Source organism: Cupriavidus sp. SK-3 (assembly GCF_000611145.1).
Classification (GTDB): Bacteria; Pseudomonadota; Gammaproteobacteria; order Burkholderiales; family Burkholderiaceae; genus Cupriavidus.
In genome coordinates this window covers 1-4,975 of sequence record NZ_JFJV02000043.1, presented here as the reverse complement: position 1 = coordinate 4,975, position 4,975 = coordinate 1, and the positions used below count along the sequence as shown (strand labels likewise).

5 protein-coding genes are annotated in these 4,975 nt (G+C 65.5%); 2 read left to right on the top strand and 3 right to left on the bottom strand.

The annotated features are described in order from the left end of the window. The first annotated feature begins 167 nt into the window (after positions 1-167). The gene (plsY, locus tag CF70_RS04800) at positions 168-785 is read left to right on the top strand and encodes a glycerol-3-phosphate 1-O-acyltransferase PlsY (RefSeq protein ID WP_035861139.1); all 618 of its coding nucleotides are present in this window, start codon (positions 168-170) and stop codon (positions 783-785) included. Between the two features lie 80 nt (positions 786-865). On the opposite strand, the gene CF70_RS04795 is transcribed toward plsY, so the two are convergent. From CF70_RS04795 to CF70_RS04785, 3 genes are all read right to left on the bottom strand, one after another. Beyond that, a complete protein-coding gene (locus CF70_RS04795) occupies positions 866-1,159 on the bottom strand; it encodes a GYD domain-containing protein (protein ID WP_035861137.1) in 294 nt (97 codons plus the stop codon). 231 nt (positions 1,160-1,390) lie between these two features. Beyond that, entirely contained in the window at positions 1,391-2,668 is a 1,278-nt protein-coding gene (locus CF70_RS04790) for an ATP-binding protein (RefSeq protein ID WP_035861135.1), read from the bottom strand. Then, entirely contained in the window at positions 2,665-3,396 is a 732-nt protein-coding gene (locus CF70_RS04785) for a response regulator (RefSeq protein WP_035861133.1), read from the bottom strand. Before CF70_RS04785 ends, CF70_RS04790 begins: the two co-directional genes overlap by 4 nt. Before the next feature lie 319 nt (positions 3,397-3,715). On the opposite strand from CF70_RS04785, the gene CF70_RS04780 reads away from it, so the two are divergent. Next, a partial coding sequence (locus CF70_RS04780; protein WP_035861131.1) for an MdtA/MuxA family multidrug efflux RND transporter periplasmic adaptor subunit occupies positions 3,716-4,975 on the top strand: 1,260 nt, incomplete at its 3' end.

Below are 4,975 nucleotides of genomic sequence, written 5' to 3'. Positions count from 1 at the left end.
GGTCCAACAACCAACACCGCCAAATCCAAAGACCCACCCAGCAATCAAAACCCAACGGTTTCGCACACCGTAACAAGCCCCCCATCCCCCCCTCCGGGAAGTCCCCAAAGAAAACACCCCCCTTCCACGCTACAATCCCGCCAGCCTCAAATACCCGGTTCCCCCAAATGGCCAACCTAATCTTCGCCCTCGCCGCCTACCTGATCGGCTCCATTTCCTTCGCCGTCGTGGTCAGCAAGGCCATGAACCTTCCTGACCCGCACACCTACGGCTCCGGCAATCCTGGCGCCACCAACGTCCTGCGCAGCGGCAACAAGAAAGCCGCCGTACTGACGCTGATCGGCGACGCCTTGAAAGGCTGGCTGGCGGTCTGGCTGGCGGAGCGTTTCGGCCCGGCCTACGGCCTGGACGACACCGGCATCGCGATGGTGGCCGTGGCGGTCTTCCTGGGCCACCTGTTCCCGGTCTTCTTCCGGTTCGCCGGCGGCAAGGGCGTGGCTACCGCCGCGGGCATCCTGTTCGCCATCGATCCGCTGCTGGGCGCGGGCACGCTGGCCACCTGGCTGATCATGGCGTTCTTCTTCCGCTATTCGTCGCTGGCGGCGCTGGTGTCCGCGGTCTTCGCGCCCTTTTTCTATGTGCTGATGCAGGGCGTGGACGTGATTGCCGGCGCAGTCTTCGCGATCAGCGTGTTGCTGGTGGTCCGCCATCGCCAGAACATCGGCAAGCTGCTGGCGGGCAAGGAAAGCCGCATCGGGGAAAAGAAGAAGGTGCCCGGCGCCTGAAGGCGGAATGCATCCGAGCCAAGAAGAAAGCCCGCACAAAGCGGGCTTTCTTCTTGGCGAGGCGGTGAGAACGAATGCGCTTACGGCATCTTGCTGAGGATGTCGTTCATCTCGTCCGCGGAGAAGGCACGCAGCGTCTGGGTGCGCACATTGCCAGCCATACCCAGGGACAGGCCGAACGCGGTCATGGTAGCTTCGTCTGGCGCCGTAAAGGTCACTACAAGGTCATATTGCCCGAGCGTCCAGTAGATGTCTTTCATGTCGATGCCGTTTTTCTTCGCCAATTCGCGAACGGCAGCGGCGCGCTTGGTTGTGTCTTTTACGGTACGGATTCCCTGGTCGGTAAAGTTTAAGAGTGCTACGAAAGTTGCCATGATGCGTCTCCTGATCAACTGGAATGGCACTACGCGTCGCCAAAGCGCACAGAGCAAGTACGTGCAGCAATCTGCGTACCATGCGAGACATCGTCTGGCCCGCGTGGTCATGACGCCAGGCGGAAGCGTCCGCGGCGGGAGAATTTACCGGAAAGTGTTTCAGGATTGATACGCTCCGGGACGCCGCAGCCGGTAGCCGGCGCGGCGCCGAAGCTGCGTATGAAACAGCGGTCAGGCCGCCTGTGCCAGCGCCGCGAACGGAAACACCATTTCCACCCGCAACCCGCCCTCGGCACGGTTTTCCAGCACGAGCCGCCCGCCTGCCTGGCGCACTAGCCGGTCCACGATGGCCAGGCCCAGGCCCGAATGCGCATTGCCGCCGCGCGCCGGATCCAGCCGCACGAACGGCAGCGTTACCTTGTCCATTGCTTCCGGCGGAATGCCTTCGCCGTGGTCTTCCACCACCATGTGCCAGCCATCGGCCTGGCGCGAGGTACTGAGCAGCACCGGCGGAGCGCCATAGGCATAGGCGTTGTCGATCAGGTTGCCAACGATGCGGTCGAGCTGGGTGGCAATCATGCGGAATCCTTCGCCTGCCATCAGCGACACTTCCACCGGCTTGTCCTGCTCCGCCAGCGATGCGGCCAATTCGCCGATGCGGCGGTCCACCGGCACCGGCCGGGCGGCTGGCTCGCCACTCTGGGCGAAGGTGAGGAATTGTTCGACGATGGCCGACATGGATTCGACGTCACGCGTGACGCCAGCCGCCGCCTTGGGATCGGCCAGCATCTCGGCGCGCAGCCGCAGCCGCGCCAGCGGCGTCTTGAGGTCGTGGGCGATACCGGCCAGCATGGTGTTGCGTTCCTGGTCGATACGGGTCAGGTCGGCCATCATCCGATTGAAACGCACGATCAACTGGCGCAACTCGTGCGGGCCACGTTCGCGCAGCGGCTCGACGGTGTGCTGGCGCGACAACTGCTCGGCGGCCGCGGCCATGTCGCGCACCGGGCGCTGGATCTGCCAGGCGATCAGCAAGGCCACCGCCATGGCCACCCCGACCACCAGGATCACGCCGGGCAGCAGGCGATTGTCGGGCGGCGGGTTGAGCACCCACAGCACCGGCATCGCGATCCAGTCCTGCCGCTGGGGTAGCTTGATCCAGATGCGCGACGTCTCTTCTTCTTCGAGCCGCACCTGGGTACCGGCCGGCATGCGCTGCGCGAACTTCTCGACCAGCCGGCGCGCCCTGCCCTTGGCCGCCACGGTATGCTCCGCCGCGCTGGCCTCGCTGGCCACTTCCACCAGGCTCGGCAGCCTGGCCGGAGGCTGCACGGCGAGCGCGCGCTGGATGCTCTCGAACTGGAACATCATCTGTTCGACGGAGTAATCCACCTGCTGCTGGCGGCGATCCATGCGCAGGATGGCAAGCCAGGAAAAATGGCTCAGCACCAGCACGGCTGCGATCAGCAGCGCGATGCGTCCGAACAGCGTATCGATGCGCAGCTTCATTGCGGTATGTCGTCTGCTTCGTCAGGCACGAAGGTATAGCCTCGCCCCCGCACGGTCTGGATGTAGCGGGGACGCTGGGCGTCCTCGTCGAGCAGGCGGCGCAGGCGCCAGATCTGCACGTCGATGCCGCGATCGCTGATGCCGCTGGCGGTGCCGTACATCAGTTCCACGATGCGCTCGCGTGACAGCACCTCCAGCGGATGCATCAACAGCAACTTGAGCAGCGCGAACTCGGTATCGCTGATCGCCACCTGCTCGCCGGCGCGCGCCAGCGCGCGCTGGCGAAAGTTGACACGGAAGGGCCCGAAGGCGATGCCCTCGCGGTCTTCCGGCGCGGCGGCCGGGCGCGCCAGCTTGCGGCGCAGCACGGCATTGATGCGGGCCAGCAGTTCGCGCGGCGAAAACGGCTTGCCGAGATAATCGTCGGCGCCAATCTCCAGCCCGACGATGCGGTCGATCTCGTCGCTGCGCGCGGTCAGCAGGATCACGGGAATGTCGTCGTTCTTGGCGCGCAGGTTGCGCAGCGCCGTCAGGCCGTCCACCTTCGGCATCATCAGGTCGAGCACGATCAGGGCTGGCCGCTCGCGCTCCAGGCGCGCCTGCAACCCTTCGCCATCGTGCAGCACGGACACGGCGAAACCCTGCTGGCTTAAATACTCGCGCAGCAGGTCGCGGAGTTCGGGATCGTCGTCGACGACCAGAATCTGGGTAGGCTGATTGACTCGCATAGGCAGATGATAGCTAGGCTGGGCGCGGCAATCCGGGCGAATTGTTTCAGGGCATTACACCCGAGCCGCTGGTAATGGTCTGTAAGAATGGATGCCGGCGTTGAAACACGAGGAGCATCAAGGCGCATTATGCTTCGCTTATGTTTGCCGTTGCCGGCGGTCGCCGGACTAAACGGTCCCGCCCCGATGCCGCCCGGCCACCACAAGCCGCGTGCTGCCTGCGGCACGTGCCGATGGCATTACGGCATACTGCTGCCTCTCTTACCCCGAAATTTGTTCGAACGCGCTCTCTTTTTCGCGTCGCTCCCAGGATCCGGTCATGGCCAAACCCGAAGAACATCAACAGGCTAAGCTGCCACCGCCGCCCAAGGCTGCCTCGCGCCGCCGCAAACTGATCGCCACCGCGCTGATCCTGCTATTGGCCGGCGGCGGCTGGTACTGGTATAAGCACCGTGCCCCCGCCGCCAGCGCCCCTGGGGCGCCCGGCGCAGCCGGTGGTCCCGGCGGCCGCGGCGGTCCCGGCGGCCCCGGTGGCCCCGGTGGCCAGCGCTCGCCGGTGGTGGTCAGCACCGTGGCCCAACGTAATATGGAAGTCATCCTCAACGGCCTGGGCAACGTCACGCCGGTGGCCAACGTGACCGTGCGGGCCCAGGTGTCGGGTCCGCTGCTCAAGGTGCTGTTCAAGGAAGGCCAGATGGTCAAGGCCGGCGATGTCCTTGCCGAGATCGACCCCCGCCCGTTCCAGGCCACGCTGGACCAGGCCGTGGGCACGCTGGCGCGCGACCGCGCACTGCTCGAAAACGCCCGCCTGGACCAGAAGCGCTACCGCACCCTGCTTGGGCAGGACTCGATCTCCAGCCAGCAGGTCGACACCCAGGACGCGCTGGTGCGCCAGTACGAAGGCGTGGTCAAGACCGACCAGGCCAACGTGGACAGCGCCCGCCTGCAACTGGGCTACACCCGCATCGTGGCGCCGGCTTCGGGCCGCATCGGCCTGCGGCAGGTCGATCCGGGCAATATCGTCAGCACCAGTGACACCAACGGCATCGCCCTGATCACCCAGATCCAGCCGATCGCCGTGCTCTACACCATTCCCGAAGACAACCTGCCTTCGGTACTCAGGCGCCTGCATGCCGGCGAGACCATTCCGGTCCAGGCCTGGGACCGCCAGGCGCGCAACCGGCTGGCCGAGGGCACGCTGCTGACCACCGACAACCAGATCGACACCACCACCGGGACGGTCAAGCTCAAGGCGATCTTCCAGAATACCGACGGCCTGCTGTTCCCTAACCAGTTCGTCAACATGCGCACGCGCGTGGACACCATCGAGGATGCCACCGTGGTGCCGGTGGCGGCCATCCAGCGCGGCCAGCAAGGTACCTTCGTGTATGTGGTGGACGAGAGCAGCAAGGTCAAGGTCCAGGTGGTCACGCTGGGGCCGTCCGACGGCGAGCGTACCGTCGTGACCAAGGGCGTGCAGCCCGGCCAGCGCGTGGTGATCGACGGCGCGGACCGGCTCAAGGAAGGCATGACGGTGGAAACCGTGGACCCGGCAGCGCGCGCTGCCGCACTGGTGCCG